Source organism: Kribbella aluminosa (assembly GCF_017876295.1).
GTDB lineage: Bacteria > Actinomycetota > Actinomycetes > Propionibacteriales > Kribbellaceae > Kribbella > Kribbella aluminosa.
The window spans coordinates 4,485,865-4,511,420 of sequence record NZ_JAGINT010000002.1 but is presented as its reverse complement, the minus strand read 5'-3'; the positions used below and the strand labels follow the sequence as shown (position 1 = coordinate 4,511,420).

At 66.8% G+C, this 25,556-nt stretch carries 30 protein-coding genes; 17 read left to right on the top strand and 13 right to left on the bottom strand.

All coding sequences use genetic code 11. The features are described from left to right. Positions 1 to 887: 887 nt before the first annotated feature. Positions 888 to 1,244 (bottom strand): hypothetical protein, encoded by a 357-nt coding sequence (locus JOF29_RS42530; protein ID WP_209695890.1) that lies wholly within the window; start codon positions 1,242 to 1,244, stop codon positions 888 to 890. Further along, on the bottom strand, positions 1,241 to 1,609 hold the full coding sequence (locus JOF29_RS42525; RefSeq protein WP_209699924.1) for a hypothetical protein: 369 nt from the start codon (positions 1,607 to 1,609) through the stop codon (positions 1,241 to 1,243). The genes JOF29_RS42530 and JOF29_RS42525 overlap by 4 nt, the downstream gene beginning before the upstream one ends. A gap of 592 nt (positions 1,610 to 2,201) precedes the next feature. On the opposite strand from JOF29_RS42525, the gene JOF29_RS42520 reads away from it, so the two are divergent. The 5 genes from JOF29_RS42520 (at position 2,202) to JOF29_RS42500 (ending at position 7,225) form a co-directional block, all read left to right on the top strand. Beyond that, positions 2,202 to 2,996, top strand: a complete 795-nt coding sequence (locus JOF29_RS42520; protein WP_209699923.1) for a hypothetical protein — start codon at positions 2,202 to 2,204, stop codon at positions 2,994 to 2,996. Between the two features lie 22 nt (positions 2,997 to 3,018). Beyond that, the gene (locus JOF29_RS42515; protein ID WP_209699922.1) at positions 3,019 to 3,945 is read left to right on the top strand and encodes an inositol monophosphatase family protein; all 927 of its coding nucleotides are present in this window, start codon (positions 3,019 to 3,021) and stop codon (positions 3,943 to 3,945) included. A 183-nt stretch (positions 3,946 to 4,128) separates the two neighbouring features. Next, positions 4,129 to 5,193, top strand: a complete 1,065-nt coding sequence (locus tag JOF29_RS42510) for an IS110 family RNA-guided transposase (protein ID WP_209699921.1) — start codon at positions 4,129 to 4,131, stop codon at positions 5,191 to 5,193. A gap of 482 nt (positions 5,194 to 5,675) precedes the next feature. Next, complete coding sequence (locus tag JOF29_RS42505; RefSeq protein WP_209699920.1) at positions 5,676 to 6,461, top strand: DUF8746 domain-containing protein; 786 nt, start codon at positions 5,676 to 5,678, stop codon at positions 6,459 to 6,461. Continuing rightward, positions 6,461 to 7,225, top strand: coding sequence for a hypothetical protein (locus JOF29_RS42500; RefSeq protein WP_209699919.1), 765 nt, complete (start codon positions 6,461 to 6,463; stop codon positions 7,223 to 7,225). The genes JOF29_RS42505 and JOF29_RS42500 overlap by 1 nt, the downstream gene beginning before the upstream one ends. Positions 7,226 to 7,241: 16 nt before the next feature. On the opposite strand, the gene JOF29_RS42495 is transcribed toward JOF29_RS42500, so the two are convergent. Then, complete coding sequence (locus JOF29_RS42495; protein ID WP_307863987.1) at positions 7,242 to 7,661, bottom strand: rhodanese-like domain-containing protein; 420 nt, start codon at positions 7,659 to 7,661, stop codon at positions 7,242 to 7,244. A gap of 31 nt (positions 7,662 to 7,692) precedes the next feature. Then, a complete protein-coding gene (locus tag JOF29_RS42490; protein ID WP_209699918.1) occupies positions 7,693 to 8,349 on the bottom strand; it encodes an ArsR/SmtB family transcription factor in 657 nt (218 codons plus the stop codon). Between the two features lie 36 nt (positions 8,350 to 8,385). Here JOF29_RS42490 and JOF29_RS42485 point away from each other — a divergent pair, with 36 nt between their 5' ends. The 4 genes from JOF29_RS42485 to JOF29_RS42470 are packed head-to-tail and all read left to right on the top strand — an operon-like array spanning position 8,386 to position 13,366. After that, positions 8,386 to 9,738 (top strand): MBL fold metallo-hydrolase, encoded by a 1,353-nt coding sequence (locus tag JOF29_RS42485; RefSeq protein ID WP_209699917.1) that lies wholly within the window; start codon positions 8,386 to 8,388, stop codon positions 9,736 to 9,738. After that, on the top strand, positions 9,735 to 10,982 hold the full coding sequence (locus tag JOF29_RS42480; RefSeq protein WP_209692173.1) for an MFS transporter: 1,248 nt from the start codon (positions 9,735 to 9,737) through the stop codon (positions 10,980 to 10,982). The genes JOF29_RS42485 and JOF29_RS42480 overlap by 4 nt, the downstream gene beginning before the upstream one ends. After that, positions 10,979 to 12,160: a cysteine desulfurase family protein gene (locus JOF29_RS42475; protein WP_209692174.1), complete on the top strand. Its 1,182-nt coding sequence runs from the start codon at positions 10,979 to 10,981 to the stop codon at positions 12,158 to 12,160. The genes JOF29_RS42480 and JOF29_RS42475 overlap by 4 nt, the downstream gene beginning before the upstream one ends. A 21-nt stretch (positions 12,161 to 12,181) precedes the next feature. Continuing rightward, complete coding sequence (locus JOF29_RS42470; protein ID WP_209692175.1) at positions 12,182 to 13,366, top strand: trans-sulfuration enzyme family protein; 1,185 nt, start codon at positions 12,182 to 12,184, stop codon at positions 13,364 to 13,366. A gap of 89 nt (positions 13,367 to 13,455) precedes the next feature. Here JOF29_RS42470 and JOF29_RS42465 read toward each other — a convergent pair whose 3' ends face one another. From JOF29_RS42465 to JOF29_RS44270, 3 genes are all read right to left on the bottom strand, one after another. After that, positions 13,456 to 13,899 (bottom strand): SRPBCC family protein, encoded by a 444-nt coding sequence (locus JOF29_RS42465; protein WP_209692176.1) that lies wholly within the window; start codon positions 13,897 to 13,899, stop codon positions 13,456 to 13,458. Between the two features lie 427 nt (positions 13,900 to 14,326). After that, complete coding sequence (locus tag JOF29_RS42460; protein WP_344749763.1) at positions 14,327 to 14,872, bottom strand: TSUP family transporter; 546 nt, start codon at positions 14,870 to 14,872, stop codon at positions 14,327 to 14,329. Next, the gene (locus JOF29_RS44270; protein WP_245357377.1) at positions 14,872 to 15,108 is read right to left on the bottom strand and encodes a hypothetical protein; all 237 of its coding nucleotides are present in this window, start codon (positions 15,106 to 15,108) and stop codon (positions 14,872 to 14,874) included. Before JOF29_RS44270 ends, JOF29_RS42460 begins: the two co-directional genes overlap by 1 nt. Positions 15,109 to 15,353: 245 nt before the next feature. Between JOF29_RS44270 and JOF29_RS42455 the strand changes: the two genes are divergently transcribed. The 6 genes from JOF29_RS42455 (at position 15,354) to JOF29_RS42430 (ending at position 19,056) form a co-directional block, all read left to right on the top strand. After that, positions 15,354 to 15,761: a MerR family transcriptional regulator gene (locus JOF29_RS42455; RefSeq protein WP_209692177.1), complete on the top strand. Its 408-nt coding sequence runs from the start codon at positions 15,354 to 15,356 to the stop codon at positions 15,759 to 15,761. Beyond that, positions 15,758 to 16,711 carry an alkylmercury lyase family protein gene (locus tag JOF29_RS42450; RefSeq protein WP_209692178.1) on the top strand — a complete coding sequence of 318 codons (954 nt, stop codon included), beginning with the start codon at positions 15,758 to 15,760 and terminating at the stop codon, positions 16,709 to 16,711. Before JOF29_RS42455 ends, JOF29_RS42450 begins: the two co-directional genes overlap by 4 nt. A 209-nt stretch (positions 16,712 to 16,920) precedes the next feature. Then, positions 16,921 to 17,268: an ArsR/SmtB family transcription factor gene (locus tag JOF29_RS42445; protein WP_209692179.1), complete on the top strand. Its 348-nt coding sequence runs from the start codon at positions 16,921 to 16,923 to the stop codon at positions 17,266 to 17,268. A gap of 62 nt (positions 17,269 to 17,330) precedes the next feature. Then, the gene (locus JOF29_RS42440) at positions 17,331 to 17,687 is read left to right on the top strand and encodes a rhodanese-like domain-containing protein (RefSeq protein ID WP_209692180.1); all 357 of its coding nucleotides are present in this window, start codon (positions 17,331 to 17,333) and stop codon (positions 17,685 to 17,687) included. 38 nt (positions 17,688 to 17,725) lie between these two features. After that, positions 17,726 to 18,034 carry an ArsR/SmtB family transcription factor gene (locus tag JOF29_RS42435; RefSeq protein ID WP_245357378.1) on the top strand — a complete coding sequence of 103 codons (309 nt, stop codon included), beginning with the start codon at positions 17,726 to 17,728 and terminating at the stop codon, positions 18,032 to 18,034. Further along, complete coding sequence (locus JOF29_RS42430; protein ID WP_307863074.1) at positions 18,031 to 19,056, top strand: permease; 1,026 nt, start codon at positions 18,031 to 18,033, stop codon at positions 19,054 to 19,056. Before JOF29_RS42435 ends, JOF29_RS42430 begins: the two co-directional genes overlap by 4 nt. Positions 19,057 to 19,083: 27 nt before the next feature. Here the strand turns inward: JOF29_RS42430 and JOF29_RS42425 are convergent, their stop codons facing one another. Both JOF29_RS42425 and JOF29_RS42420 read right to left on the bottom strand, forming a co-directional pair. Continuing rightward, on the bottom strand, positions 19,084 to 19,830 hold the full coding sequence (locus JOF29_RS42425; protein WP_307863986.1) for an ABC transporter permease: 747 nt from the start codon (positions 19,828 to 19,830) through the stop codon (positions 19,084 to 19,086). Positions 19,831 to 19,928: 98 nt separating this feature from the next. Beyond that, entirely contained in the window at positions 19,929 to 20,912 is a 984-nt protein-coding gene (locus JOF29_RS42420) for an ATP-binding cassette domain-containing protein (protein WP_209692183.1), read from the bottom strand. Positions 20,913 to 20,971: 59 nt separating this feature from the next. Between JOF29_RS42420 and JOF29_RS42415 the strand changes: the two genes are divergently transcribed. Both JOF29_RS42415 and JOF29_RS42410 read left to right on the top strand, forming a co-directional pair. Further along, positions 20,972 to 21,316, top strand: coding sequence for a PadR family transcriptional regulator (locus JOF29_RS42415; RefSeq protein WP_209692184.1), 345 nt, complete (start codon positions 20,972 to 20,974; stop codon positions 21,314 to 21,316). Continuing rightward, positions 21,298 to 21,864 (top strand): permease prefix domain 1-containing protein, encoded by a 567-nt coding sequence (locus JOF29_RS42410; protein ID WP_209692185.1) that lies wholly within the window; start codon positions 21,298 to 21,300, stop codon positions 21,862 to 21,864. Before JOF29_RS42415 ends, JOF29_RS42410 begins: the two co-directional genes overlap by 19 nt. Before the next feature lie 205 nt (positions 21,865 to 22,069). Here the strand turns inward: JOF29_RS42410 and JOF29_RS42405 are convergent, their stop codons facing one another. The 4 genes from JOF29_RS42405 to JOF29_RS42390 form a co-directional block, all read right to left on the bottom strand. Next, entirely contained in the window at positions 22,070 to 22,342 is a 273-nt protein-coding gene (locus JOF29_RS42405; protein ID WP_209699915.1) for an amidase family protein, read from the bottom strand. Then, positions 22,306 to 23,310 (bottom strand): amidase family protein, encoded by a 1,005-nt coding sequence (locus JOF29_RS42400; RefSeq protein ID WP_209699914.1) that lies wholly within the window; start codon positions 23,308 to 23,310, stop codon positions 22,306 to 22,308. The genes JOF29_RS42405 and JOF29_RS42400 overlap by 37 nt, the downstream gene beginning before the upstream one ends. Positions 23,311 to 23,413: 103 nt before the next feature. After that, the gene (locus tag JOF29_RS42395) at positions 23,414 to 24,646 is read right to left on the bottom strand and encodes an MFS transporter (protein WP_209699913.1); all 1,233 of its coding nucleotides are present in this window, start codon (positions 24,644 to 24,646) and stop codon (positions 23,414 to 23,416) included. Next, entirely contained in the window at positions 24,643 to 25,212 is a 570-nt protein-coding gene (locus tag JOF29_RS42390) for a winged helix-turn-helix domain-containing protein (RefSeq protein ID WP_209699912.1), read from the bottom strand. Before JOF29_RS42390 ends, JOF29_RS42395 begins: the two co-directional genes overlap by 4 nt. Positions 25,213 to 25,556: the final 344 nt, after the last annotated feature.

Below are 25,556 nucleotides of genomic sequence, written 5' to 3'. Positions count from 1 at the left end.
ACGCCAACAGCAAACGTCAGCAGCAGCGACACCGAAATAATCAGTACTCATCACCCCCTCTCGATCTCCTCGAATATGAGAGAGAGGGCGACCCCGTTGACTGCCGGTCGTGAGGCTTACCGGCAACCGTTGGCACGGTCATTCCGCACGAAGCGGTAACGCCGTACACACTTCTCACAGCCAGCTCGGCCCTTGGCTTTCCGCGCACCACACGCGCAGCGAGTCGAGAACCACACACGCTGACTAAAACGCAAGTAACCACCTCCTCAAAGAGTCATTCGGTGGGGACCAGTTCCCCTTGACACCACCCAGTCCAGCACACCTGAGCAGACCGCGTCAGACACCCTGTGGATAACCTCCACCTGACGCCTTGGATGCTCTGGGCAACCACCTCCAATCTGCTGAACGGGGGAGCCATCCTTGCCCCAAGCAACGGAATAAATCAAGACCAACCAGTCTCGGTTGCAGGAAGTTGCAATTCCCGTACACCTGCCTGTCAACCCCTTAACGCTTGAATGCCATAGCCATCTGCACCCGCGCTTGCACGTGCATCTGCACGGCCATTGCCCGGAGCAACAAGTAACCCGCGACCGCCACGGAGTACCTACCTCTCGGGGGAAAGGTAGGTACTCCGTGAGTTGCGGTCACGGGTTACGAGATCAGGTGTTGCTATTCAGTTAGGCAATCCCCCGCTCGCTGTGAAGTGCCATACGCAGGGGTCAGGCGCGAGCGGAGGATTGCGTCTTGGAAACGGCGGGGCGGGCGTGGCTCTCTTTCCCGTCGGGCGGAATGGTCACACCACACCGCGCCCCGCCGAAGTCAGGGTGACCGGGTAACAATCGGGAAGGCTCGCCCCTTCCCCTTGCACACCAACCACCCTGACGGGTCTATTCGACGTGTCCGGCAATCAACACCTCTACGCCGTAGCTATGGAAGGCTTTCAGTACGTCCAGCGGGTTATCTCCGAGTCCCGCTAGGTGATGCACGCCAGGCATGATAAGGACGTTTCCCGTAGACGCTTGGAACTTCGCATTCATAGCCGCAAAAGCGTTCGGCACCGTCTCCGGTTTCTCCTCAAAAATCTCGTTTACCACTAGCCCCCGCGACCTAGCGAAGCTAATCAGTCCGTCGCGAGCACGGCGCATTTCCGTTGCGCTCATCAGCGGAAATTCGCGTATGTAAACAGCGACGAACGGCTCTTTCTTTTCCACTATCTCCATGATTTCCCCGTGAACTAGCTTCATTCGCCTACCCCGATGCATTCGCGTCGATTCAGGATCGGCCAACCTTTGCTGTCGCGCTCCGGTTGCTTCGGTTGCTTGAGAGACGACGCCGAGATATCCGGCCCGTCATCGATCCACTCAATTTCTGTTGCGCCATCGTGGCCATGAGCGGCAATCAAGTCCAAGATGCCCGACCAAACCGAGGTGGCGGAGGGATGGCCTGGCCAGTGCAAAGCCACTGCGCCCGATGACCACAATGTCCCCTCCGCAACTAAGCCGGTTCCTGAGACGCCCGAAATGTCTTTATGCCGGACCAGCAGGAAACGGCGCGGCAGGCTCCGGCCGGACTCGATGAGTGCGCCCACTTCCTGACTGCCGGTCAACATCACCACTCCACACCGCGAGACATCCAAGACCTCCTATGTGTGGCTGTTCGGCGGATGCCCCGTCCGACTCACCGGCCCGACAGGGGTATTGCTCAATCACCGTGACAGTCAGTGAGGCCGCTTGACACCTGTGTGATGGGGGGAGTCTGGACGGGCTCGTGGGCAGGTGTCGCTGCAGTTGCCCATCCAGATGGGTAGAGTGGAGGAATCAGGCATAGAAGCGTGAAAGGTCAACAAAGTCATGGGAATCTCGACATCATCGGATGTGTCAGCCCAAAGTCCGCAGAAGCGCGGTAGGGAATTAGCTTCACAGGGAAAGAAGCTTTGGGCGCAGATGGGTTCTGTAAAGGCTGCGGCCACGGAGCTGATGTCGCGATACCCTGAGGTTCCGAGTCTTCAGGCTTTCAGGTACGCCGCAGGTCTATCTCAAGATCATGCGGCCGCGCGCTATAACGAAGTCACCGGGAATCAAACTTCCCTAGGTGGCACGACAATCAATGCCTGGGAATCATGGGCGAGAGTGCGTGGCAATGGGTCGCCGCCGTCGATTTCTAGCCTGTTGATCTTGTGTTCTGCTTATGGCAGGGGTCCGATGGGTATCTCGGATGAGGAAATCACTCCCGCAGATCTTATCGCGGAGTCGTACGAAAGGTTGCCGATTGAGGATCAATTGGCGTTGAAGGCTTACAAGCCGACTGAACCTAGGCCAGTCGGTGGCCAATCCACTGAGACTGAAGTTCGCGGTCTTGAGAGCCCCAATGCGAGTTCGATTGATCACTATGAGCAGGTCGGAACGGATTTCATCATCTCGGCCCCCACGGTCGAGTACGGGAACTCTGAAATCAACCTATTCACGCTGCCGAACCCTCGCCCGGGACGCCTACTGGACCTCACGTGGACAACCTTTGGGTATGGCGTAGAGCGCCTATCGCAGCAGATCAAGAATCTCGGCAAGCGCTTAGACGTGGACGCATGCTTTGGGATCAATGAGGCCGGACTCGTCATGGCTACGTTTCTGTCCTCGTCAAGGTTTTCGCGGTGCCCAATTGGGTACCTGCGGTGCAATAAAGTCCGCGACGGGATAGAGCTTGACAAGTCTTCATTCTTTCCAGAGACGGAGGATGCGCCGACGATAGTGATTTGTGATTTTGAGGTCAAGCATGCTGATGTGATTGGGCAGATCGCTCGCGAGATTCGTCAGAGGTACCCGCGTGCAGAACTCTACTTCGCGGTGTTCGGCGCTATGACGAAAGACCTCACGCTTGCGGTTACCAACTTCGACGACCTGACGGGCGCACAGATCGTGCGGGCTGCTGACTTCGAAGCCGTATTCATTGCCGCTACCATGAGTCCTCCCGGCATTGAGCCTCCCCTAGAGCTTCGATAAATCGAGAATGGGTGAATTTCACGTGGACAAGAACCAAGTTCCCGAGCTTGCCGAGAACATAGTAGGCGTGGTCAGGGTTCTGCTGTCCGACCTGCGACCTAAGCTCGTGAACGCCGCTCTCACTGGTCGGCGTGCGGAGAACGAGAATCCACGCCACGAGGACAACTTTCTGTCCGACTACGACTTGTTGATGCACGAGCGCTACAAAGAACTTTTGGCCGAGTTCATGCCATCCTTTATTTACGCTTCAGAGGAATCCGACCCTGAGGTTGTTGGGTCCGATGCGAATCCCGATCTTTGCGTGCTCGTGGATCCGCTGGATACCAGCGAGCTAGCCGTTCGGGCGCTGCTGGGATATACCCACATCATGGTCTACTCGCTGTCTCTTAAGCGGCCAATCGTGTCTGTCGTGGGCGACATCTTCCATAGCGTTCAGCTCTATGTGGGTGCGCACTACGAGGACGGGAGCGACCGCGCTTTTGCGGTTACGGCCGACGACGAATGGCACCTCCTGGATCGGCCGTCTGATGTAGCAATGAATCAGGCATTGGTGACGAACTATTTGATGCGTCCCGAAGAGAGATTCCTGCCGCTAGCCGAGCAGCGCCAGTTCATGGAAGCGCTCGGCGCCGTAGGTGAAGACGGCAAGCGGAAAGGTCGGATCGGTCAAGGGCATGGCTCCGTATGCCTTGCGCACGTGGCCGCCGGGTTCACCGACGCCACCATTGAGATCCAAAAGGGCTTCGCCGCTTGGGATTTCCTGCCGGGGCATTTCATACTGCATGCTGCGGGAGGCGTCGCTATCGACCTCACCGGCGAGCCGATCGGACTCGACTATGGATTTAATAGCCTGCCCGAGATCAATAAGGCTATGGGTGTGAAGCGTAAGTTTGTTGCTGCGGGTAGCCGCGCGCTCGCGGAAGAGATTCGCGCGACGCTTCGGCCGTAGCCTCCCGACCTCCGCCGGGTGGGCTGTAGCCCGCTCGGCGGGCCCGCTTTGGAGGGAGCAGGGCCCGCCTGCTGACGCCAGATGTGGTCTCTGATGCGATGAAGGAGCGGGGCCTCCGCTCCTCGTGGGTTTCCCCCGGCGGATGCTGGGGTTGCTCGCGTTTCACGACGAAGGAGGCCCCTGATGGAAGGCTACGCGGGACGGCAGTTTGTGGGTATGGATCTGCATCGGCGCCGGTCGGTGCTGGTGCGGATGACGGCCGAGGGTGAGGTGCTCGAGCGGGTCCGGATCGTGAACGGTGTCGATCGGTTGGCGGCGGTGATCGCCCGGGCCGGGGAGAGCCCGGAGGTGGTGTTGGAGGCCACCTATGGCTGGTACTGGGCGGTGGATGCGTTGCGGGAGCAGGGCGCGGTGGTGCATCTGGCGCATCCGTTGGGGGTGAAGGCGTTCGAGTACCGGCGGGTGAAGAACGACGAGCGTGATGCAGCCGATCTGGCCGATCTGTTGCGGATGGGGCGGCTGCCGGAGGCGTGGATCGCGCCGCCGGCGGTCCGGGAGTTGCGGGAGCTGGTCCGGCACCGGGCGAAGCTGGTCGGGCTGCGCAGCCATTGCAAGGCCGAGGTGCATGCGGTGCTGGCCAAGTGCGGGGTCCAGGTGGCGATGAGTGACCTGTTCGGGATCGACGGAACCGCGCTGCTGGACCGGCTGCGGGACTCCTCGCAGCTCGCGGCTCCGTATGCGGCCCGGATCGGGTCGCTGCGCCGGGTGATGGACGGGCTCGACTTCGAGATCGACCACGTCGCCGGCATGGTGCGCGGGCGGCTGGCGACCGACCCGGGCTATGCCGCGGTGCAGACGATCCCGGGGATCGGTCCGACCCTGGCTGCGGTGCTGGTGGCCGAGATCGGCGACATCAACCGGTTCGCCCGGCCGGAGCAGCTGTCCTGCTGGGCCGGGCTGACCCCGACCCACCACGAGTCCGATACCCACGTGCACCGCGGCCGGATCACCAAGCAGGGGTCCCGACTGGTCCGCTGGGCGGTGGTCGAGTCGGTGCAGATCCTGCCCGGCACGACGTTGGTCGGGCAGTTCCGCGATCGGGTCGCTGCCCGGCGCGGCCACAACATCGGTGTCGTCGCGGCCGGGCGCCGCCAACTGGAGTATGTCTTCTACGCGCTGCGCGACCATCACGTCCGCGCCCTGAATCTGAGCCAGCCAACGAAACCTCTCGCGAGCACGGCGGCATGAACCGCCGGTCTCGCCCCGAACCGGTCAGCGCAGGTCGTGCAGGTCAAGACCCCCCAGCTTCGTCAGCAACGGCGCGGTCGCCCCTCTGATTGACCCCGCTGACCAGCAACACCGCGAACCCCATCATGCCGGCCACCAGGCGGCGAAGGGATGACAGCAGCCCTCAACCGGGCCTGCCACCAACCGGGACCACCCGGCCATGACGAGCGCAACGCACACCCAGACATCAACCAAAGGAAGCCGCCGAAGACTCTTCTCCGCAGCCCACAGCATGCGCCAATCGGCGCCGTCCTCAAGGCCCGACGGCCGCTACGCGGTCGGGCTCCGCCCGAGCCTTGACCACGACGCCTCCTCGGCGCGTCTCCAACCCAGCGGACAAGAACAAGGGGCCGGTCAAAGCACCTCTTGACCGGCCCCGCTCCTTCAGGGATGACCTGCGGAAACGTCAATGGTGTCTGTCCCGCCACTTGACTACCTTGCGAATGCTGCTGGGCTTGGTCCGACCCGATGCTGGAGACGCGACGATCGGCGGCGTCGCCTATCGCGACATCCCCGCCCCGGCCACAGTTGTGGGGGCGGCGCTCGATGCGGGCGGCTTCCATCCTGCCCGGTCGGGACGCGGGCACCTGCGCGTCTATTGCGCAGTCAATGATCTTCCCGGACAGCGGGCTGACGAGGTGCTGGAACTGGTGGGCCTGTCCACCGCGGGTGGCCGCAAGATCGGCGGCTACTCGCTGGGGATGCGTCAGCGTCTGGCCTTGGCCGTAGCGATGCTCGGCGATCCGCAGGTCCTCGTGCTGGACGAACCCGCCAACGGGCTCGATCCCGAAGGGATTGTGTGGATGCGCCGGCTACTGAGGGGCCTGGCGGCTGAGGGTCGGACCGTTCTGGTCTCCAGCCATGTCCTCACCGAGATGCAGCAACTCGTGGACCATGTCGTGATCATCGCCGACGGTCGCCTGCTCTACCAGGGAGCCGTCAACGAGCTGACCGGCCAGCAGCGCGGCGTCGTCGAGGTGCGCGCTGAGCAGAGCGGGCCGCTTCGTGCCGCGTTGACCGAGCACGCCGGCGTCACCGTCGAATCGAACGGCGATAGCCAACTGTTGGTCACTGGCCTGGATGCCTCGGCCGTTGGGCGAATCGCCTACCTGGCTGGGGTGGAGCTGCACTGGCTCGCCGAACGCGACGGCGATCTGGAACAACTGTTCTTCACCCTGACCGACGCGGAGACGCGGCAAGGAACCAGCGCCTCGGAGGTAGGAGTCTGATGGTTGCCTTGATCCGAGGCGAGTTCGCCAAGCTGTTGTCGACCCGCCTGTGGCTTTGGTTGCTTCTGGCCACCATGGCACTCACCGCGCTGTTCGCCAGCCTGAACATTGCGTTCAACGATGATCCCGACACCCTGGCGCCGCCGCTGGCGACTGCGGCCGGTCAACGGCTGCTGTTCGGGACCAGTGCGGGTGGCGCACAGACCCTGGTTGCAGTACTGGCGGCTATCGGTATCACCGGTGAGTACCGGCACCGCACCGCGACAACCACCTTCCTCGCCACTCCACATCGCAGCCGCGTGCTGCTCGCCAAGCTCGTCACCTACGCGGCAGTCGGCGCGGCGTACGCCGCTGCCTGCATCGCGGTGGTCACCGCGATCGCCTGGCCGTGGCTGAAGGCACGAGGCATCGACCCGACCCTGACCGGCAACGGAGTACCGGCAACTCTCGCCGGCGTTGTCGCCGCTGTGGCTCTGTTCGCACTCCTCGGGATCGGGCTCGGAGCGTGGCTTCGCGACCAGGTCGCGGCCGTCGTCGGTCTGCTGGTGTATCTGTTCGTGGCCGAACCGATCGTCACCCGGATCCCCGCACTGCAGGACTGGACCGTCTACCTGCCAGGTCCGTCGGCCAGTGCCCTGACCCAGATCACGTTGACCGACCAGGACTTCCTGCAACCCTGGCAAGGCGGGGTCGTGCTCGCGCTCTACGCGCTGGTCGCCGCGGCCGCCGGGGTGTGGCACACCAACCGGGTAGACCTCACCTAGCCTTGCTGGAGGGCTGTCAGCCGGTCGGGGTCGCGCTCGGCGGCGTGCGGCCTTCGCCGGGCCGAACAATCGGCAGGCCGGCCGCTCGCCAGGCGTTGAAGCCGCCGACGATATCGGTGCTGCGGTGGAGCCCGATCTGCCGTAGGGAATCGGCTGCGAGGCTGGAGGAGTACCCGCCTTCGCACAGGACGATCCAACGAATGCCCGTGTGCGCGGCTTCGGGGATCCGCGCGTCACTGCTCGGGTCCAGCCGCCATTCGAGGTGATTGCGCTCGATGACGATCGCCCCGGCGATTTCGCCGGCTTCACGCCGCTGGAACTCCGGTCGCGTGTCGACGAGGTACGTGTCTTCGTCCTTGCTGGCCGCGTAGACCTCAGCGGGGTTCAGCCGCGGGAGGCGTGAGCGCACCTGGCTCAGGGTCTCTTCGATCCCCACGATGCCTCCATGCAACTTGTCGGGGTGGCGCTCAGCTGGCGACCGGGAGATCGGCCAGCCGCCATTCGAGCATCCCGTCGCTGAGCCGAACCGCCTGCAGTCCTTCGGCGTTGAGGGTCCGCACGGCCTCGTGGGCCATCACGCAGTACGAGCCGCGGCAGTACGCCACGATGGTCGTACCGGCGGGCAGCTCGGCCAGCCGGTCGGCGAGCTCGTCGACCGGGATCGACACCGCGCCCGGGATATGGCCCGCGCTGTATTCCTCACCAGGGCGGACATCGACGACCGTCACATCACCGGCCTTTAACCTGCGCAGCAACTCGTCACGGGTGACCTCGGCGATGTCATCGTCGCCCAGGTAGGCGCGGCGGGCCCGATCGACCTCGGCCACATGCTCCGAGGCGACGTCGCGCAACTGCGCCCACAGCGCAGCCACATCGCTTCCAGTGAGCCGGTAGTAGACCTTCGTGCCGTCCTTGCGAGCAGTCACCAGCCCGGCCTGACGCAGCAGTTGCAGATGGTTGGAGGCAGTCGTCAACCCCAGGTCCGCGCGGCCGGCGAGCACCTCGACCGAACGCTCGCCCTGGGCCAGCAGGTCCAGCAACTCCAGCCTCTTGGCGCTGCCGAGCGTTTTGCCGACCTGCGCGAACTGCTCGAACAGTGCTGCCTTGGCCACCGGGTCACCCATTGACATTCCTCCAAAGATTCATGGAATAGTGTAGGAGTGAATGATGAACTGAGCAAGATGATCGCCGCGGTGGTCGACGAAGGGCTGGGCAACTCGTCCTACCTGGTCGACCTGGGCGATGGACGCGCGCTGGCCGTCGACCCGTCGCTGGATCTACGGGCGCTGCGGATGGAGGCCGAGCGGCGGAATCTGACGGTGGCGTTCGCGGCCGATACCCATTTGCATGCCGACTTTCTGTCCGGTGCGGTCCAGCTCGCTGCGGTGGACGGAGCGCGGCTGCTGGCATCCGCCGCGGGCGGCCGTGAGTACGCGCACGAAGGCCTGGCCGATGGTGACGAGATCGACCTGGGTGGCCTGACCTTGCGGACCCTCGCGACGCCGGGCCATACCGGCGAGCATCTGTCCTTCGAGCTCCTCGACGGACCGGCGCAGCTGGGGGTGTTCACCGGCGGGTCATTGATCGTCGGCGGCGCCGCTCGCACCGATCTGGCCGGCACTGATCAGACCGAGCAGCTGACCCGGTTGCAGTACCGGTCGCTGCAACGGCTGGCCGCGTTGCCGGACGCAACAGCAGTCCTACCGACTCATGGTGCGGGATCGTTCTGCTCAGCTCCTCAAGGCGGTGAACGAGTCTCCACCATCGGCCAGGAGAAGCGAGCGAACCCGCTGCTGCAGGTGCGAGACGAGGACGAGTTCGTCGGGCGCTTGCTCGCTGGGCTGGGGACCTTCCCGCCCTACTTCCTGCAGTTGCCGGAAGCCAATCGCCGGGGTCCTGCCCTGATCGAGGAAGACCAGCAGGTGCCGGCGCTTCCCGCCGAAAGCTTCACAGCTGCGGTCTCGTCGGGCGCCGTGGTGATCGATGTGCGCCCGGTCCGCGACTTCGCCGCCGGCCACGTCGCCGGTGCGATCTCCATCCCGCTACGGGCACAGTTCGCTTCCTGGCTCGGGTGGTTGCTGCAGGCCACCACGCCCTACCTGGTGATCCGCAACCGCGACCAAGACCTCGGCGACCTGGCCTGGCAGGCGGCAAAGATCGGCTTCCGACTTCCCCTCGGCGAACTCGCCGGTGGAATGCCCGGATGGAACGGCGCGACCGCCACCACGCCCTTGCTGAAACCCGACCAGGTCGGCGACAGCCACGTCCTCGACGTCCGCCAGGACAGCGAGTTCCATGCCGGGCATCTCCCGGGAGCCGAGCACCTCGAACTCGGCGCGTTACGTGACCGCGCAGGGGATGTCGATGCCGGGCCGGTGGTGGTGATGTGCGGGCACGGCGAGCGAGCAATGACCGGCGCCAGCATCCTGCAACGCGCGGGCCACCGCGGCGTACAGGTGCTAGACGGCGGCCCGGACGATTGGTCCGTCGCCACCGGCCGGACCCTGAAATGACTACCGAAGCCAAAGCCCCGCGACTGGGGCTGCGCGCCAACCTTGCCCAGTTCGTGTTACTGGTCGCGGTCAACGCCCTGGTCGGCGGGATGCTCGGCCAGGAACGCATCGTGTTGCCGCTGCTGGCCGACCAGACGTTCGGACTCACCAAGTACACCGGGGCATTGACCTTCATCCTCGCCTTCGGTGCCGTGAAGGCCGCCACCAACTTCTTCGCCGGCACCTGGTCCGACCGCTACGGCCGCAAACCGGTTCTGGTCGCCGGGTGGCTGATCGGGCTACCCGTGCCGCTGTTGCTGATCTGGGCCCCGAACTGGGGTTGGGTGATCGCCGCCAACGTGCTCCTCGGGATCAACCAGGGACTGACCTGGTCGACGACCGTGATCATGAAGATCGACCTCGTCGGCCCAGCCCGGCGGGGCCTGGCGATGGGGCTCAACGAAGCCGCCGGCTACCTCGCCGTCGCGGCCACCGCGATGGCCACCGGCTACCTGGCCGACGCCTACGGTCTGCGACCCGCGCCGTTCCTTCTCGGCGCCGCGTTCGCCGCGCTCGGCCTCGGCCTGTCCACCCTGGCCGTGCGTGAGACCCGCGGCCACGCGCACCACGAAGCGGCACGCGGCACTCCGACCCCGGGTGGCGATCTGACGACCGCGCAGGTCTTCACGCTGACCAGCTTCAAGGAACCAGCGCTGTCCTCGGCGTCGCAGGCCGGGCTGGTGAACAACCTGAACGACGGCATGGCCTGGGGTCTGTTCCCGATCCTGTTCGCCGCCCATCACCTGTCACTGGCCCGGATCGGTCTGCTCGGTGCGCTCTACCCGGCCGTTTGGGGGTTCGGGCAACTTGCGACCGGCGCACTGTCCGACCGGTGGGGGCGCAAAGGGCTGATCACGGCCGGGATGCTGCTGCAGGCGGGCGCGCTGGCCCTCGTCGCAGCAGGCGACACCTTCGGGCAATGGCTCGTCGCGGTCACATTCCTTGGTCTTGGTACGGCGATGGTCTATCCCACGCTGCTGGCCACGATCGGCGACGTCGCGCACCCCGCCTGGCGGGCACGTGCCGTCGGTGTGTACCGGTTGTGGCGCGACGGAGGCTTCGCCGTCGGTGCGCTGCTCGCCGGCATCATCGCCGACCTGTGGGGCATCCCCGCGGCCGTGTGGACCGTGGCCGCCCTGACCGCACTGTCCGGCCTCGTCGTGGCAGCGCGCATGTACGAAACCCACCCGAGGAGAAACCGGTGACTCATCCGGCTCTAGCCGACGGTCCGATCTACCTGGACTACAACGCCACCACCCCCGTCGACCCGCGGGTGACCGAGGCGATGACGCCGTACCTGACCACCTTCTTCGGCAACCCCTCCAGTAGCCACGCGTACGGTGCTGATCCCCAGGCCGCACTGGCCGCCGCCCGCGCGCAAGTCGCCGCCCTGATCGGCGCCCGACCCAGCGAGGTCGTGTTCACCGGCTCAGGGTCCGAAGCGAACCTCCTGGCGCTGCGCGGAGTCGTTCTCGCCTCCGGGCGGCCGCGGCCTCATGTGATCACCCAGGCCACCGAACACCCAGCGATCCTCGAGACCTGCCGAGCACTCCAGCGGCTGCACGGCGTACGGGTAACCGTGCTGCCGGTCGACGCCGACGGCCTGGTCGACCCCGCCGCACTGGTCGACGCTCTGGACGACGACACCGTCCTGGTCTCGATCATGGCCGCGAACAACGAAACCGGCGCGCTGCAGCCGATCGCCGAACTCACCGAACTCGCTCACCGGCACGGTGCCTTGTTTCACAGCGATGCCGCCCAAGCCGCCGGCAAGGTCCCGGTCGCCGTCGATCAACTCGGGGTGGATCTGCTCACTGTCGTCGGCCACAAGATGTACGCACCGAAAAGCACCGCGGCCCTGTACGTGCGTGGCGGCGTTCAACTGGAACCGGTCGTCTACGGCGGCGGCCAAGAACGCGGCCTCCGGGCCGGCACCGAGAACGTCGCCCTCGCCGTGGCCCTCGGCACCGCCGCCGAACTGGCCGTGGACGAACTCGCCGGCGGCCGCGCCGATGAACTGGCACAGCTACGCGACCTCCTGCGCGAGCGCCTCTCCGACGCCCTGCCCGGACGGGTGCACCTCAACGGCCCCGAAAGCGCAAGGTTGCCCAACACCCTCAACGTCAGCATCGATCGGACCCGGGGGCATGAGCTCCTCGCTGCCGCGACCGGCGTCGCCGCCTCCAACGGCTCGGCCTGCCACAGCGGCACCCACACCCCATCGCCCGTACTGAGCGCCATGGGCCTCGACCACGAACGTGCTCTCGCCGCCGTCCGGCTCTCGCTGGGCCGGTGGAGCAGACGCGAGGAAATCGAGACAGCGGCAGCTGCAATCACCAAAGCGGCCACCGCGCTGCAGCGGCCGCACAACGCCCAACCGTGATCGACGAAAACCAGGAGAGGCATGACCGACACCAACGAGCAGGGACTGTCCACCCGAAGCGTGCACGCCGGCGAAACCCGCGATCCGCAAGGAGCCATCCACACCCCGCTCTACACGCATTCCACGTTCGCGTTCGACTCCACCGCCGACCTCCTCGACGTCGTCGAAGGCCGCAAACCGGGCAACCTCTACACCCGCTACGGCCTCAACCCCACCATCCGCTCAGTCGAAGCCAAACTCGCCGACCTCGAAGGCGGCGAACAAGCTCTAGGCTTCTCCTCCGGTATGGCCGCCGAAGCCGCGACATTCCTCGCCCACACCCGCACCGGCGAACACATCGTGTGCATCGGAGACGTCTACGGAGGCACCTTCGAACTCCTCGGGGACAACCTGCCCCAGCTCGGCATCACCACCACGTTCCTGCGCGCCGACGAAGTCGACCGACTGCCCGACGTACTGACCGCCAGCACCCGGATCGTGTTCTTCGAGACACCGTCCAACCCCACCCTGGACCTCTTCGACATCGCCGCGATCACCACCCACGCCCATGCAGCCGGTGCGCTGACCGTTGTCGACAACACCTTCGCCACTCCCGTCAACCAGAACCCGCTCCACCACGGCGCAGACCTCGTCATCCACTCCGCCACCAAGTACCTCGGCGGCCACTCAGACCTGACCGCCGGCGCACTCATCGGACCAGCGGAACTGCTGGCGCCGGTCGCCATGTGGCGCAAGAACCTCGGCCAAATGATCGCGGCCGAAACCGCCTCCCTCCTCGCCCGCTCCGTCCGCTCGCTGCCTGTTCGGGTCCGCGCACAAAACGACACCGCCGCAGCCGTCGCCGCGTTCCTCGCGACCCACCCGCGCGTGAGCCGAGTCAACTACCCAGGACTGGCCACGGGCGACGCCAAACAGATCTACGACACGCAGATGCGCGGCGGCGGTGGAATGCTCAGCGCCGTCCTCGACGCCACGGCCGATGAAACCGCCGCCGTCGTAGACCGGCTCCGGCTGTTCGCCATCGCCCCAAGCCTTGGCGGGGTAGAAAGCCTCATCACTCAACCGATCACCACCACCCACCACGGCCTGGCCCCGGACGAACGCGCCAAACGCGGCATCGCCGACAGCATGATCCGCCTATCCGTCGGCCTCGAAGACGCCGACGACCTCATCCAAGACCTGACCCACGCACTCGCTGACAACTAACCCACTACCGCCTGGTCGTGCACCAGTCCGGTGAACGGCCAGGCTCACGGCCCAGATGGCCACGATCGGCCCGAGTAGGTGCCGGCCGGTCAGGTGCTCGGCTCGAGGCGCGCCTTCAGCCGGGCCATGTTGCGCACCATCTCTTTGCGGGACTGCGGCCGCACAAGCAGCGGTACAAGAATCTTCCCGATGCCGTGTCCCTCGAAGTCCAGATCGATCGTGACCCGCGAGGCGTTCCGGCCGGCCAGTGGCTCGACAGTGACGTGCACCCTCGAACGGATCGGACCGTCGACACCGTGCACCGCCCACGCGCCAGGCGGATCGAGCACGGTGACCTCGGACGTCACCTTCCGCTCACCGCCACCGATCTTGCGGGTGGTGACACATATCGATCCGACGGATGTCGGGCCGCCGTCCATGTACCCGTCGACCAAGTTCTCCTGCCACTCGGCGAACCGAGCCGGGTCGGTGACATAGGCGAACACCTCCTCCGGCGCACCGGCGACCTCCACTTGCGACACGATCGATCCCATTTTCATCCTCACTTCTGTTCGGGTCGGCTGCGGGCGGAAGGGCCATTGCTTGTATGACGAACGGCGGGCCTTCGATATCGACACCGTGCCCCCAACCGCTGCCGCTGGTCTACAAGCGCTGTCATGCCTGGTCGGTCGCCCCAGCCCTCATCGCGGTACGGCCGCATCGACCAGACCCCCTCGACCACCGGCTCCTGACCGCCAGCCACAGCTTGACGAGTTCAGCGAAGAAACCCGTCCCCACTTCAACTCGTATCTAGCTCCGCCGCGCCTGCCGTGCTGGCCGGGCAGCTGTTCGACAGCCCGGGACAGCTCCAACCCGACCGGCCGGAGCAGCTCGGGCGCCACCTTGCCCACTCCGCCAGTGTTGCCCTAGGCAACGCTGTACGCCAGCCCAGTCAGGCCGCAAGTACGTTGCTGGATCGCCTCAACTGAACAGCTGAACGGCATACAGGCCGCCGAGCACCATCGCGAGACCACCCGGCAACAGACGCAGAATCGTTTCGGGCAGGCGGGGCCGGAAGTGGGCGCCGAGGTAGCCGCCGATCAGGCCACCGAGTCCGCACGCCAGACCGAGAGTCCAGATCGGCGCAATGTTCCCGCTGGTGGTGAGCGCCAGCAGCGAGTAGGTGACCGCGCCCACGGCCGAGGTCAGGAACGTCGAGGCGAGAGCGGCTGGTGCGACTTTCGCGATCGGTACGCCGCGGCCGACCAGGAGCGGACCGAGCAGTGATCCGCCACCGATGCCGTAGATGCCACCGACCACTCCGACAGCTAGGGCGAGGAGGGTGACCGAGCGCGGTGACGGCTCGGCACCTGACCGCTCGGGCGAAGGGCGCACAGCGCGGATACAAAGCCAACTGCCCAGCGGCAAGAGCAAGGCGGCGACCAAGAGCCGGAACGCCCCGGGGCCGGGGATGGCGAAGACCCTGATGATCGCGCCGACCACCACGCCTGGCAGTGTTCCGAGGATCAGCCGCCGCGTGAGCGTTCCGCCGAGCTCCCCGCGTCGGCGGTATCGCAGCAGGGCGCCCGGGCCGGCACAACGTTGAACAACAGATTGGTCGGTGTCACCGCCGGGCTGGGTACCCCCAGGACGCTGAGCTGCACCGGCAGCAGGAAGACCGCACCCGACACTCCAACCGGGGCGGTGACGACCGCGATCAGCAGACCCATCGCGAAGCCGAGCAGGCCCGTGGACCAGGTCACTACCCGTTCCCCAGCGTCATCGGGCCAGTATCGAGCTCGCGGCGGCCAAGCCGCGGACCGTCCGCCAATTGGCACAGACCGACGAGAGGACTTGCATCTGGTACGTAGGTACGGATTTACCGTCGAAGCATGAGCACCGAACCTCGAGTAGGGCAGCGGCCAGCTGGGAGCGACCGGCACGCTCGACGGCTCTCGCAGCTGGGAACCTTGACTCTGTAGCTGGGTCCAGGGTTGAGGATGAAGATATGCGAACCAGCGAGCTGGCCGGCCGGGCTGGAGTGAATACGGAGACGTTGCGCTACTACGAGCGCCGCGGGCTGCTCACCGAGCCGCCGAGGACTCCCGGCGGCTACCGCGACTACCCACCAAGCACGGTCGAACTGCTGCGGTTCATCAAACGCGCCCAAGAACTCGGCTTCACTTTGGACGCGGTCGAGGAACTACTCCACCTCGACAACGGCGGCCCGGAGGCCTGCGACGGGGCCCGCGCCCTGGCCGAACACCGACGCGCGGATCTGGCGGTGCGGATCCGCGACCTGCAACGGATGCACGACTCGCTCGCCCGGCTGGTCGCGACCTGTGACCTGCCCCGCGCCGACCGCAGTTGCGCGCTGCTGGAAGCGATCGACCACCGCCCGGAGGCGACCAGATGAAACTCGAAGTGCTGCACGTCCGCGACTGCCCCAACCTGCCGCTGATGCTGCAACGGCTCGCCGAGGTCACCGACCTGCCGGTCACGACCAGGCTGATCGAGTCCGACGACGACGCCGCCCGATTCGGCATGGCCGGCTCGCCGACCCTGCTGATCGACGGCACCGACCCCTTCACCACAGCCGACGACTGCGCATGCGGAGTGTCGTGCCGCCTCTACCGCGACGAGCACGGCCGGATCGTTCCCGCCCTGTCGATCGACCAGCTACGTGCGGCGATCACGGCAGCCGGCCGCATAGACGACTCAGCGCCCAGGGAGGTACTGAGCGCCTGGCGCACCCGCGCGCTCCCGCTGGATCCAGTCGAGAAGGCGGTACACCAGACGATCCTGCGCGCCTTCGCTACCAACGGCGCCCCACCCACGGCCGCAGACCTGGCCCTGGTCGCGGCCGACGGCGCCAAGACCACGGCCGAAGTGCTGACCGCGCTGCACGAGGCCGACGCCATCCGGCTCGCTCCCGACGGCCAGGTCGCAGTCGCCTACCCGTTCTCCGCCACGCCGACCCGGCACCGCGTCCGCATCGTCGACCCCGGCGGCGGCGGGGTCGACGTCTACGCGATGTGCGCGATCGATGCCCTCGGCATGGCACCCATGCTTGGCCGAGACACCCGGATCGAGTCCGTCGACGTAATCACCGGCCAGCCGATCACGGTCACCACCACCGACGGGCGCACCACCTGGCAGCCCGCGGCGGCGGTCGTGTTCATCGGCGCCGATGCCGGCGGCGGCCCGTCAGCTGACTGCTGCTGCGACTACCTCAACTTCTTCGCAGACCACAGCGCAGCACAGGCCTGGACCAGCAGCCACCCCGGCATCCCCGGACAGATCCTCAACCAGCCCGACGCCGAAGAACTCGCAGTCCGCCTTTTCCAGCCGCTCCTCGCGACCTGACACGGCCCCGGCTAGGGCAGGTGACGGTCGATGCGCCGCAGCAGCACCAACACACCGGCGCCGACGGCTGAAACGTCTCCTCCGCAACGGTCATACCGCCATCATCAGTCCAACCACGCCCAGCAACACTGGAACATGGCCGGAGTCCTCGCCGGTGCGACTCCTCGCAAGCACTTCACCATTACACTGATTCGTGTAATAGTGGTGTCATGAGTGATCAAGTGGCGGCGGCCGTGCGGCGGCCGGTGTTGGCTGAGCGTGCGTTGATCGACCCGGTGGATGCGTCGCGGTTGGAGGGTCTGTTCAAGGTGTTGGCCAATGACACTCGTCTGCGCTTGCTGCATGCGCTGGTCCGCGATGGGGAGTTGTCGGTGAGTCAGCTGGCCGAGGCTGTGGAGTTGAAGCCGCAAGCGGTGTCCAACCAGCTGCAGCGTCTGGTCGACAAGGGAATTTTGGCGTCGCGCCGCGACGGTAACCGGATCTGGTACCGCATCGATGACCGGTGCGTGGTGGGCCTGATCGATCTCGCTTGGTGCCTCACCGACTCGACCGCTTGACCCCGCGCGGCACCCGGGGTCACCGCATTTCAACCACACCAGCGACATCGAAGGGTTCCGTCATGCCTGTTTCAGAAATTCACCAAGCCGAGGTCGCCGAACTGATCGCTGCCGGCGACGCCGTCCTGGTCGAGGCGCTACCTGAAGATGTCTACGCGCAGGGTCATCTGCCGGGAGCGGTGAACATCCGGCCCCGGCGTGTTGTCGAGCTGGCCAAGACACTGCTGCCCGACCTGGACCGACGCGTCGTTGTCTACTGCGGCAGCGCCGACTGCGACGCGTCGCTGCGGGTCGCCCAGCGGCTGGCGGAGCTCGGTTACCGCGACGTGCACCGCTACACCGGCGGAAAACAGGACTGGATCGACGCCGGCCTGCCGATCGAGAAGCCCGCCCGGCGATCGCTCGACCAATGCTGCTGACTACTTCCGCACCCGGGCGGCCTCTCATCGCTGAGCCGATGGGCGAGATCGAGGCGGCCGGGGCGGCGGCCTCGTTCAGGGCACTTGGCGACCCGGTACGGCTGCGGCTGCTGTCGGTGATCGCCTCGTGTGAGACCGACCCGCTGTGCGTGTGCGAGCTGGCCAGCGGGTTCACCGTCACCGGCCCCACCATCAGTCACCACCTGAAGGTCCTTCGCCAAGGCGGACTGATCCACAGCGACCGTCACGGCAACCGGATCAACTACCGTGCCGATCTGATCGCGCTGAACCGCCTCGGCGCCCTCCTCACGACCTGCGACGAACAGCACGAGGGTGAGGCATCGTGATCGAGTCCGCGCTGGACCTACTGGGCCGTGTCATCGGCGACGTGTGGACAACCTTCACCAACGTGTGGCCGTTCCTGGCCGCGAGCATCATCGTTGCCTCGGTCCTGGTCGTGTATGTCGGCACCGACCGGCTGGCGACCTGGCTGCGCAAAAGCACCCCAATCGCCGTTGTCGGCGCGGTGGCGCTGGCGACACTGACACCGTTTTGTTCGTGCGGAACCACCGCAGTCGTGCTCGGCGCGATGGCCTCCCACGTTCCATGGGCACCGGTGGTCGCGTTCATGGTGTCCTCGCCGCTGACCAGCCCCGAAGAACTCGTTCTGTCGACCGGCCTGTTCGGGGCGCCGTTCGCGCTGACGTTCTTCGTCGCCGCCATCGCTCTCGGCCTCGTCGCCGGCGTCGTCACCTTCCTCATCGAGCGCACCGGCTGGCTTGCCGGCCAGGCCCGGATGAGCAGCGGGCAGAGCGACACAGCCTGCAACAGCAGGTGCGAAGCCCCGTCGCAGGAAGCCGGCCCGGAGCCGTCATGCTGTGCAGTCGAGGCACCAGCGGGTGAGGCTGGACCGGTGCAGACGCTGGCGACTCCAGTCCGGCGTGCCCCGGCACTTGCCCGGTACAAGATCGACGTGCTGGTACGGGAAATTCTCATCACGGGCCGGCGTCTCGCCTTGTTCTTCTTCGGTTTCGCGACCTTGGGCTACCTCCTGATCGAAGCCATCCCAACCCGGTGGCTCACCGACTACCTGGGCGGAGACTCCGTCCTGGCCGTTCCGCTGGCTGCGCTGATCGGCATCCCGGTCTACCTGAACACCGACGGATCCCTCCCGCTGGTGGCGACCCTGATGGACGGCGGCATGGGCGCCGGCCCAGCGCTGGCGTTCCTGATCACCGGTGCCGGCACCAGCATCGGCGCGATCAGCGGCATGCTCCTCATCGCCCGCCGCCGCGTCGTCGCCCTGGTCGTCGGACTCCTCTACCTCGGCGCCGTCACGCTGGGCTGGCTGGCGCCCCTGTGGCTCTGAACCAGCCGCCCGCGTTAACGAAGCCGGTCAACCGGCGTTGGTACGACGGTAGCGGAGCACCGCGGCCGGAACGGTGACCACCAGCAGCACGGCGATCCAGGCCAGCGCCCGCCACACATGCTCAGCCGTCGGGCCACCAAGCACCAGGGCGCGCAACGCGTCGACCGTGACGGTGATCGGGTTGACGTCGGCGAAGGCCTGCAGCCAGCCCGGCATCGTGGCGACCGGGACGAACGTGGAACTGGTGAACACCAACACGATGACCGGCATCAGCCCAGCCAGCCCCGCCGTCTCCGCGTCGTGAACCAGCAAACCCACCAGCGCGTTGATCCACGAGAAGGCGACACCGATCAGCAGCGCCAGGCCGATCGCGCCCGCCGCGGCCGCGGCTCCGGCGTGGAAGCGGAACCCGATCGCGTATCCCACACCGGTCATCAGCAGCAGCACGAACAGGTTGCGCACTGCGTCGGCCACCGTCCGCCCGGCCAGCACCGCCGACCGGGTCATCGGCAGCGCACGGAACCGGTCGATCATTCCGGTGGCCAGATCGTCCGCGATCGCGACCCCGGTCTGGGAGGCACCGAACGCGATTGCTAGCACGAAGATCCCCGGCAGCAGGAAGTCGACGTAGTTCTCGACACCGGGCGGGTGGATCGCGCCGCCGAACACGTAGGTGAACAGCAACACGAACAGCACCGGCTGCACGGTGGCGAACGCGATCAACGTCGGCACCCGCATCAGCCGCCGCAGGTTCCGGCCCGTGATCACCGACACGTCGCCCAGAAACCACCGCAGCCCCCGTGCTCTCGCGGCGTCTGTGGCAGTTGCGGGATCAACTGATTGCGGGACAGGCGTCGCCGCGTCGGTCGTCATCACAGGCTCCGGGTCTCGGCAAGATCCGTGGCTGGTCCAGCTGTGGCTGACTGGCCGGTCAAGGCCAGGAAGACATCATCGAGTGACGGCCGGCGCAACGCCACGTCGGTTACCCGCAACTCGGCCGCCGCCAGCCGGGCCACCGCGTCGCCGAGCACACCTGGGCCGTCGGCAACCGGAAGCACCACCGTGCCTTCGCCGCAGTCGACGGCCGGTGGGCCGGAACCGAGGTCCGCGACGGTCGCCGCCAAGGCGGCCGGCTCGACGCCCGGTGCCGCCCGCAGCTCGAGCCGGTCGCCACCCACCTGCGCTTTCAGTTCGTTCGAAGTTCCGGTGGCGATCACCCGGCCGGTGTCAATGACCGCGATGGTGTCAGCGAGGTGGTCGGCCTCCTCCATGTACTGGGTGGTGAGCAGGACCGTCGTGCCCTGTGCGGTCAGTGCGGCGATCGTGTGCCACAACCCGATCCGGCCACGCGGATCCAGGCCGGTTGTCGGCTCGTCCAGGAACAACACCGACGGCCTGGCCACCAGGCTGGCCGCGACATCCAGCCGCCGGCGCATCCCGCCGGAATAGCTACGAAGGACCCGATCCGCCGCCGCGCCAAGGTCGAACGTGTCGAGCAGTTCGTCGGCCCGTCTGCGGGCACTGGCGCGGGTAAGGCCTGACAGCCGGCCGATCATCTGCAGGTTCTCCCGGCCGGTCAGATACGGATCGACCGCCGCGTACTGACCCGCCAACCCGATCCGCCGCCGCACCGCAGCGGCCTGCCTGACCACGTCCAATCCCGCGACCCGCGCGCGACCGGCATCGGGGCGCAGCAGCGTCGCGAGAACCCGGACTGCGGTGGTCTTTCCTGCCCCGTTCGGTCCGAGCAGCCCCAGGATCGACCCGGTCGGCACCTGCAGATCGACACCCGAAAGCGCCTCGACGGCCCCGAACTGTTTCACCAAGCCTTCGGCCACGATCGCCAGCTCGCCCATCACGCCCACCACCCATAGCTAGGATTACTACCTATCCGCTTGTTGTAGGATAACTACTCATGAGGGCGGATGCGCAAGCCTTGAAAGGTCACCTCGATGTCCTCCTGCTCGCCACCTTGAGCGACGGGCCTCAGCACGGCTACGCGATCAAGGAGGCGCTGCGAGACGGCAGCGGCGGCCGGTTCGACCTGCCCACCGGCACCGTCTACCCGGCACTGCACCGGCTCGAACGAGCCGGGCTGATCGCCGGATCCTGGTCCGTGGTCGACGGGCGTCGACGGCGCAGCTACCAGCTGACCGACGACGGCCATAAGAAGCTGGCGGGCGACCGCGCCAACTGGCGCGAGTTCGCCACCGCGGTCACGACACTGCTGGAGCCAGGCCCATGGCCGACCGCGACCTGATCCACAACTACCTGAACGAACTCGCTCAACGCCTCCCGGCCGGGACCGTCGAGGAACTCGCCGACGGCCTCGAAGAGACCTTCCAACACCACCTGCGAAGCGGCCTGTCCCCAGCCGACGCCGCGCACGCGGCTATCGCCGAGTTCGGCCCGCCAGCACAGGTCACAACCGCGTTCGCCCTCCAATCCCCAGGCCGACGCACCGCGATCGCCCTCCTAGCCACCGCCCCTGTGTTCGCGGCTCTGTGGGGAACGACGCTGATCACTACACAGGCCTGGCACTGGCCGGTTCCTCCTGCTGCGGCAGCCGTGTTCGGCACGACTCTGCTCATCGTCGCTGTCACGCTCCTGTCCGTTGCCAGAAGCAAAGACCCAAGGACAGCCCGGCTCGCCGGCCCTGCCAGCGTCGCCTTGATCCTGCTCGACCTCGGCATGCTCGCGATCGCAACCGCTACCCCAGCCGTCACATGGCCCATGGCCCTCGCCATCGCAGCCAGCCTGGCCCGGACCGCGCTGGCCGCGCGCAATCTCCCACGCGTTTTCGCATAGCCGCCTGCCCACCGCATCAGGTGTGCCGCCGTGGGCAGGTTGGCTAGTTCAGTGAAGAAACCAGCAGTTGTACGGCACTCAGTTCCGGATGGCAGACGACGGCACGTGGGAACCGCAGCCACTCGCCGCTCCCGACCAGGTCGATGAGCGGCGCCGCCAGGTCGGGCTCGAACCACTTGACGACTACCGCAAACGATTTCTGCCCTCACCTGATCGGCGGTTGGGGTAGGTCTGCTTGGATCAGCCGGGCGACCGTCAGCGCGGTTCCATCGGCGCCGTGTGGCGCGACCACCTGAGCACCCACCGGCAGCCCAGCCGACAGACCGACCGGCACACTCACCGCGGGATGGCCGGTCACGTTGAAGACCCAGCACGGGTCGCCGGTGACGATGCTGTGCTCGTGCTGGTCGTAGCCGTGGGCAACAGTCAGCGTCGTCGGGGTCACCAGTACGTCGACGTCGGCGAACAGGTCGGCCAACGCGGTGTTGTTGTGGTCCCGCACCCCCTCGCCCGCTGCACCTCCGCGGCCGTGACCCCACGCCCGTTGTCCAAGGCCGACAGCACAGGCCAAGCCTCGTCGGTCGGCTCGAGCGCCAGCGGTACGTCGATCACGTCCACCCCACACACCGCCAACCGCTCACGAATCACCCGATCCACACCAGCATCGGCCGCACAAACCCCCAACGTCGACCGATAGGCAATCCGCCAAGGTCGTCTTTGTGCACCCACCAACCACGAATCCCCGCCGACGATGGTTGGTGGGTTCTCAAGGTCGAGGACCGGCCAGGCGGGTAACGCGGTCGGGTCGAGGCGGTGCGGACCGGAGGTGACGCTGGTGGCGAGGATGACGTCGTCGAGGTCGGCGCCGATCACGCCGGCGGTGGTCAGCTCGCCCAGGCCGCGCCCGGTCGGGCGCGGGATGCGGCCGTACGTACCTTTGAAGCCGACGATGCCGCAGAACGAGGCCGGGATCCGGAGCGAGCCGCCGCTGTCGCCGCCGGTCGCCAGTGGTACGACGCCTGCCGCCACCGCGGCCGCTCCGCCCGCGGTCGAGCCGCCGGGCGAGCGCGTGAGGTCCCACGGGTTCCGCGTGTACTCGTGCCCGTTCCACCCGAACGTCAACGACACCGCCCCAGGCCGCGCCCGGGTCGCCCACCCGATCGGGATTGCCCCGGCCGCGACCAACCGACTCAGGATCGGCGACTCCGGCGGCGTCCGCGCCTTGATCAGGAACGGCACGCCGGCGAGCGGGCCTGTCGGCTCCAATCGCTCGGCCGCCGCGAGCGCCCGTGCCGCATCGAGACCATCGAGGAAGTGCAGGACGGGGTCGAGGCACCGCGCGGCGTCGAGTGCAGCCTCGACCACCTCCACCGCGGAGGTGATGCCCGATCGGACGTGCCCCGCGATGCCCCGGGCTGTCATCCGGCCCGATTCCGACTCGCTCATCCCGCCATCCAACACTGAAGTGGCAGGTCGACAGTACGTGTACGCCCACTCGATGTGATTGCGGGTGCGGGTGGCTGGTTGTTCGGCGTTGCTGAGGGTGAAGTCACGGGCGCTCTCCCGGCCGGGCACCGGCGGGTTCTGCGTGCGGCTGTACCCGGATCGCGGCCCACAGCACCAGGGCCGCGAACAGTACGCCGACCACGACACACGCGACCGGGATACTCGACAGGCTGATCAGCGCACCGAACCCGGTCATCGCGAGCGGCATCAGCGCCTCGTCGGACAGGTTCACGATGCTGTAGCTCCGGCCCAGGTACTGCGGATCCACGCTCTGCTGGAACGCCGCCGACAGCTGGGCCGACGCGAGCCCCGCCGTACAGCTGATCATCGCCATCGCGACGAACACCGCCAACCGGGGCACCACCCCGATCATCGCGCATCCGGCCGCCTGGACGACGAGGGCGAGCAGCCCGGACCGCGCCAGATCCGTGGGCTTCCACCGCATGGCCACCACGGCACCGGCGGCCGCCGTGACCCCGGAGGCCGCCTGGAACCACCCGTACCAGGCCGGGCCCCAGCCCTCGGTGTGCGTCCGCTGCACCAGCCCGACCGCCAGGATCGGCCCGACGCACAGGTTCAGCCCGGAGAACGCGATGACCAGCGTCCGCGCCCGTACGTCCTGCTTCAGATAGGCGAACCCGGCCCGCAGATCGGCCCGGATCGAGTGCCCCTCCGACGCCGGCTGCGGTAACCGCGGCTTCACCACGAACGCGAGCGCCAGCGCGATCACCACGAACGACGCCGCATCGACGAGCATCACTGTGACCAGTCCGCCGTGCGCGACCAGCAAACCGCCCAGCGGGGCTCCCGCGAACGCCGCCATCCGCGTTGCCAGCTGCGTGCCGGCCGACAGCTTCACGAGGTCCTCGGACCGCACCATCCGCCGCGGCAGCGTCCCGGAGGCGGGCGCGTACAGCGCGTCGACCGCCCCGAACACGACCGCCACCGTGATCAGCAGCGCGAGCGACAACCCCCACACCAGCACCGCGATGGCGGCGACGACGAGTACGGCGATCCGTGCCAGGTTCGCCAGGATCATCGTCCGCCGCCCGTCGAGCCGGTCCGCGAGCGCCCCGCCGTACAGCAGGATCAGCGCCTTCGGCAGCGCGCCGGCGCCCATCACCAGCCCGGCCCCGGCGGGGGTCGTGATCTGGGCCGCGCTCCACGCGAGACCGACGTACCAGGCCGTGTCACCGGCCCACGAGATCCCGGCCGACAGGATCCACCCGTGGACCCGACGGTCCCTCCGGAGCGGCGGAAAGACCGTGGTGCTCATGGGCGGGCCGGTACCGCGTGCGCGAAGAAGAACACGCGGTGCGCGTCCTCCCCCTCGGCCGGCTGGTCGTGGTACTCGCGGACCAGGTCCGCGATCCGCTCGCTCAGCTCGACCAGCTGCGCCGGCGTCAATGTGAGCCATCTCTCGGTCGCGTACGCCGCCCGCACCCAGGACTCGTCGAACTCGTACCGGATGTCGAACCACTCCCGCACCTTGCCGACGTGGTGGGCGAGGTTCACGTCCTCGGCCGACGCCGCCACCAGCTCCCCCGCGGGGTCGCCCTTGGCGTCGGCGATCGACCACGAGTACTCCGACGTGTCGCCGAGTTTCCACCACCGTTCGCGCCGGGTCTTCGCGAGCTCAGGCGCTTCGACGATCACGCCCGCGGACGCGAGAACCTTCAGGTGATGGCTGACGTTGCCGACAAGTTCTCCGGTCGCCCCGGCCAGCCGGGAGGCGGTCGCGGGACCGTCGACGTTCAGCAGGTCGAGCAGCCGGCGGCGCAGCGGATGATGCATCGCGGCCAGTACGGACGGGGTCACGGCCCGCCGGTTCGGAGGTGTCATGAACGCCACCGTAGCTTCCACAAGAACTCTTGCACAAGAGTTCTTGTGGAGCCTGGAAGTCGCCCGAATCAATCTCCACCAGACTGCTGCACATAGCCACATCGTGAGATCGGGTCTCAGGATGTAGGAATGGGAGTTGATTTGTCAGGCTCTGGAGCCGACGCTTGTGGACATGCTCGCTGCCCGTTCCACCCACCTCGTAGGTCGGATTCATGTCGACCTCGGGCGGATGCGCAGCGCCATCTGTTGTCCTTCGATGTTCTGACAGCCACCCTGCCAGGGCCCACCGCGGCCCCCTGATCATCCCCGATCACCGCTGGGTGCGCACCGCGCGGAACGCATCG

Bases quoted from the DNA above. Each gene is read 5' to 3' on its own strand.
- JOF29_RS42500 (WP_209699919.1), top strand. From the start codon at position 6,461: ATGGTTGCCTTGATCCGAGGCGAGTTCGCCAAGCTGTTGTCGACCCGC.
- JOF29_RS42445 (WP_209692179.1), top strand. From the start codon at position 16,921: ATGAGTGATCAAGTGGCGGCGGCCGTGCGGCGGCCGGTGTTGGCTGAG.
- JOF29_RS42480 (WP_209692173.1), top strand. From the start codon at position 9,735: ATGACTACCGAAGCCAAAGCCCCGCGACTGGGGCTGCGCGCCAACCTT.
- JOF29_RS42395 (WP_209699913.1), bottom strand. From the start codon at position 24,646: ATGAGCACCACGGTCTTTCCGCCGCTCCGGAGGGACCGTCGGGTCCAC.
- JOF29_RS42465 (WP_209692176.1), bottom strand. From the start codon at position 13,899: ATGGGATCGATCGTGTCGCAAGTGGAGGTCGCCGGTGCGCCGGAGGAG.
- JOF29_RS42455 (WP_209692177.1), top strand. From the start codon at position 15,354: ATGCGAACCAGCGAGCTGGCCGGCCGGGCTGGAGTGAATACGGAGACG.
- JOF29_RS42470 (WP_209692175.1), top strand. From the start codon at position 12,182: ATGACCGACACCAACGAGCAGGGACTGTCCACCCGAAGCGTGCACGCC.
- JOF29_RS42530 (WP_209695890.1), bottom strand. From the start codon at position 1,244: ATGAAGCTAGTTCACGGGGAAATCATGGAGATAGTGGAAAAGAAAGAG.
- JOF29_RS42440 (WP_209692180.1), top strand. From the start codon at position 17,331: ATGCCTGTTTCAGAAATTCACCAAGCCGAGGTCGCCGAACTGATCGCT.
- JOF29_RS42435 (WP_245357378.1), top strand. From the start codon at position 17,726: ATGGGCGAGATCGAGGCGGCCGGGGCGGCGGCCTCGTTCAGGGCACTT.
- JOF29_RS42420 (WP_209692183.1), bottom strand. From the start codon at position 20,912: ATGGGCGAGCTGGCGATCGTGGCCGAAGGCTTGGTGAAACAGTTCGGG.
- JOF29_RS42410 (WP_209692185.1), top strand. From the start codon at position 21,298: ATGGCCGACCGCGACCTGATCCACAACTACCTGAACGAACTCGCTCAA.
- JOF29_RS42505 (WP_209699920.1), top strand. From the start codon at position 5,676: ATGCTGCTGGGCTTGGTCCGACCCGATGCTGGAGACGCGACGATCGGC.
- JOF29_RS42450 (WP_209692178.1), top strand. From the start codon at position 15,758: ATGAAACTCGAAGTGCTGCACGTCCGCGACTGCCCCAACCTGCCGCTG.
- JOF29_RS42390 (WP_209699912.1), bottom strand. From the start codon at position 25,212: ATGACACCTCCGAACCGGCGGGCCGTGACCCCGTCCGTACTGGCCGCG.
- JOF29_RS42510 (WP_209699921.1), top strand. From the start codon at position 4,129: ATGGAAGGCTACGCGGGACGGCAGTTTGTGGGTATGGATCTGCATCGG.
- JOF29_RS42400 (WP_209699914.1), bottom strand. From the start codon at position 23,310: ATGAGCGAGTCGGAATCGGGCCGGATGACAGCCCGGGGCATCGCGGGG.
- JOF29_RS42525 (WP_209699924.1), bottom strand. From the start codon at position 1,609: ATGTTGACCGGCAGTCAGGAAGTGGGCGCACTCATCGAGTCCGGCCGG.
- JOF29_RS42415 (WP_209692184.1), top strand. From the start codon at position 20,972: ATGAGGGCGGATGCGCAAGCCTTGAAAGGTCACCTCGATGTCCTCCTG.
- JOF29_RS42520 (WP_209699923.1), top strand. From the start codon at position 2,202: ATGGGTATCTCGGATGAGGAAATCACTCCCGCAGATCTTATCGCGGAG.
- JOF29_RS42490 (WP_209699918.1), bottom strand. From the start codon at position 8,349: ATGGGTGACCCGGTGGCCAAGGCAGCACTGTTCGAGCAGTTCGCGCAG.